Source organism: Dietzia sp. B44 (genome assembly GCF_014145245.1).
GTDB lineage: Bacteria > Actinomycetota > Actinomycetes > Mycobacteriales > Mycobacteriaceae > Dietzia > Dietzia natronolimnaea.
Map to the genome: position 1 here is coordinate 1 of NZ_JAALEF010000391.1, position 3,393 is coordinate 3,393.

Below are 3,393 nucleotides of genomic sequence, written 5' to 3' on the forward strand. Positions count from 1 at the left end.
GAGCCATTACTGACCCATGCTCCTAGGTGTGGTCCCCAGTCCGTCTCTGTTCCTCACTGGTACCCACTGATCGATACGGTATGAGTCATGCCTGATCTTCCGCCCGGTCCCGAAAAAGCGCCGACTGAGGCCAGGGTGGCCGGTACGGCGGCGGAGCACCGCGCTCGATGAGCCTGTGGGAATCGGTCCTCCTGGGAGCGATCCAGGGACTCTTCATGTTCATCCCGGTGAGCTCCTCCAGCCACCTGGTGCTGATGCAGCAATGGCTGGCGGCCGAAGGGTCGCCCCTGCCAGCGCCGGACACCCCAGAGATGATCCTGTTTAACCTGGTGGTACACCTCGGCACGATGGTGTCCGTCGTCGTCGTGATGTGGCGACCGCTGAAGCAGCTGATCAAAGGCATCCGGCGCGACCTCGGGCACTGGCGACGGAGGCGCACGCTGCGCCATCTGATCCACCTGCGGCTCGCGCTGCTGGGCCTGCTGACCACGGCCATCACCGGGGTCCTGGGCCTGCTCATCCGTGCATACGGCACCGACGTCTTCACCACCCCGTGGGCTGTGGCACTGATGCTGATGATCACCGGCGCGGTGCTCTGGTGGTCGGACTCGGTCAAGACCACCTGGCGCGGCGCCACGCAGATGACGGTGCTGGTCGCCGTCGTGATCGGTCTGGCCCAGGCGGCGGCGCTCTTTCCAGGTCTGAGCCGGTCAGGGCTGACCATCGCCGCGGCGCTGGCGCTGGGCATGCACCGGCCGCTGGCAGCGCAGTTCAGCTTTTTCGTCGCCATTCCCACGATCGTTGCCGCCACCGGGCTGCAGTCGCTGAGCCTGCTCGATCCCGCCAGCTTCGAGGGTGGGCTGTTCCTGGGCTGGCAGGACTACGCGCTGGGATTCGTGGTGGCCGCCGTCGTCGGTGCGGGAGCGCTGTGGATGGTGCTGCGACTGCTCTACCGGGGGCATTTCCGGGTCTTCGCGGTCTACGTGGTGGGACTGGCGCTGTTCGTACTGATCAACCAGCCAGACCTCAGTGAGGCCCCACCGGTGGATCAACTACCGCTGGACCAGGACCAACTGGCCCTTCACCAACGATGAGTTTCGGTTTCGTGATCCCCACGCTGAACTGCCACCGCGCTGAAGACCACGAGCATGGCTCAGCGCGGCCATGCCAGCTGGGGACATGGAGCGGTTCTCCACTGCTCAGACGAAGTTCTCCGCAGTTCACGGCGTATTTTTCGCCCCTGCCCGGTCCGTGGAGACTGGCCGCCACCGCCATATCTATCTCGTCATGGGCGTGCCCGGGTCCTGGGCTGTCTCTACTGCTCATGAACTCGCCGACAGACTTGAGGACCAGGTCGAAGGAGTGTTCCCTGGCAGAGACACTCATCCATGTCGAGCCGGAGGATCCACTCGGCTTCTACTGACCCCACAATGTGGATGCTCACGACGAGCAGACGTACACGGTCTTGTGGTGTGAAAGAGGTGTGTTAAGGTTCCCGGCGAAAAAGGTCGAAGCCGTGCCTGGTCACGCAGTGACACCGTTCTCGTTGCGCGTCAACACTGCGGCTGTTGCGGCTTCGCTGGAGCGAGAGGGGGTGGGGTTTCGTGAGTGACGTGCCGAGTCCGAGTCCGAGCGGCGAAAGCCGCCGCCCCCGCCCCGCCGCCATCCTCCCTCTCTAGAGGCAACCTGTCTGTAGAGGCACCCTGTCTTCGGGCAGTTCTGACTGTGCCTTCGTAGAGACCGGCACCTGAGGCGGTCCGTCTGCAATCGCCGGTTTCGGCGATGCTGCCCCGTCTCCGTGCGTCCGCGCGAGCGTGCCACCTACCGCCAGATCCCCACCAGAGTTCATCACCTGTTGATCGTTTCCCCGTGCGCATGTGCCGCACGGGGCGTTTCCGTGCGCTACGACTATGCGCGGCTCATGCTTTCCAAGGAGTGTCTTCCCATGTACAACAACAACCTGGTCCGGCTCGTCCGGGACAACGCCACAGATCAGGCCCGCACCTGGGTGCGCGGCAACCATGCAGTCCGTGTTGCAGAGGAACTCGCCCGGATGGATCCGTCTGATCGGGCGGTGGCGTTCCGTCTGCTCGACAAGGACAAGGCGATGAGCGTGTTCGAGCTACTCGATGCTGAGCACCAGCGCACTCTGATCGACGGGTTGCGGGACGAGCGGGTTCACGAGTTGTTCGCTGCGATGTCCCCGGCTGATCGGGTGCGCCTGCTGGATGAAGTCCCGGCAAAGGTCGCCACGAGGCTCCAGCACGGGCTCAGCGATACCGAGCGCGAGGCGACTGCGGAGTTGCTCGGCTACTGGCCCCGCACCGCGGGCAGGGTGATGATCCCGGCGGCCGTGACCCTGGCCCCAGGGCAGACCAGGGAGCAGGCCTTGGACAGGCTCGGCGGGCTCGGCGGCCGGTCCGAGGACTATTCGCTGCTGCCCGTGACCGACGATGAGCGCAGGTTGGTGGGGGTGGTGTGGCTCAGTGACATCGTCACCAGCGAGGACGGGACCCGGATCGAGGCGATCATGTCGAAGGAGAAGTACAGCGTGGACGCCGGCGCCGACCAGGAATCCGCTGCGCGCCTGCTCCAGGAGGCGGATCTCCTGGCGCTTCCGGTGGTCGATGCCGAACAGCGGGTGATCGGCATGATCCCCGTCGACATGGCCATGGAGGTACTCGAGGAGGAGGTCACCCGTGATGCCCTGCGTGCCGGCGGCGCTGAGCCGCTGGGCGTGTCGTACCTGTCGGCCACGGTGTTTCGCCTGGCGCGCACCCGGGCGGTGTGGCTACTGGCATTGATCCTCGCAGCGGTCATGACCGTCAATGTCCTGGAGTACTTCGAGGACACCCTGGCCACAGTGGTGACCCTGGCCTTGTTCATCCCGCTGCTGGTCGACACCGGAGGAAACGCCGGCTCGCAGGCTGCGAGTGCGATGATCCGAGCCCTGGCGGTCAACGAGGTACGGGTGTCGGACCTGCCACGCGTGCTCTGGCGCGAGGCGCGGGTCGGACTACTCCTGGGACTGCTTCTGGCTGCCGTGGGCTTCCCCGTGGCGTCGTTCTTCTACGGCGTCGACATCGGGATCATCATCTCGCTGACGTTGGTGCTGATCTGCCTCTGGGCCTCAGCCGTGGGGGGAGTGCTGCCACTGATCGCGCACAAGCTCCGGATCGACCCTGCGGTGTTCTCCGCGCCGGTGGTCACCACGCTCGTTGACGCCACCGGCCTTATCATCTACTTCCTGATCGCCTCGGTCGTGCTGTCTGATCAGCTCGAGGTGGTCACAGCCCTGGCGGGAGGGTGAGCAGCCATGTTCTTCGTCTCCGACGATCAACTCATCATGGAGATCGTCATCCGGGTGTCGGTCAAGCCCCTAGAAGTGGTGTA

General features: G+C 64.9%; 2 protein-coding genes. Both read left to right on the forward strand.

The window, feature by feature from the left end:
• The first annotated feature begins 167 nt into the window (after positions 1–167).
• Complete coding sequence (locus G6017_RS12610; protein ID WP_182611124.1) at positions 168–1,094, forward strand: undecaprenyl-diphosphate phosphatase; 927 nt, start codon at positions 168–170, stop codon at positions 1,092–1,094.
• Between the two features lie 851 nt (positions 1,095–1,945).
• Entirely contained in the window at positions 1,946–3,310 is a 1,365-nt protein-coding gene (gene mgtE / locus G6017_RS12620) for a magnesium transporter (RefSeq protein WP_182611122.1), read from the forward strand.
• Positions 3,311–3,393: the final 83 nt, after the last annotated feature.

Excerpts from the sequence above, each read along its gene's own strand:
- G6017_RS12610 (WP_182611124.1), top strand. The coding sequence starts at position 168 with ATGAGCCTGTGGGAATCGGTCCTCCTGGGAGCGATCCAGGGACTCTTC.
- mgtE (WP_182611122.1), top strand. The coding sequence starts at position 1,946 with ATGTACAACAACAACCTGGTCCGGCTCGTCCGGGACAACGCCACAGAT.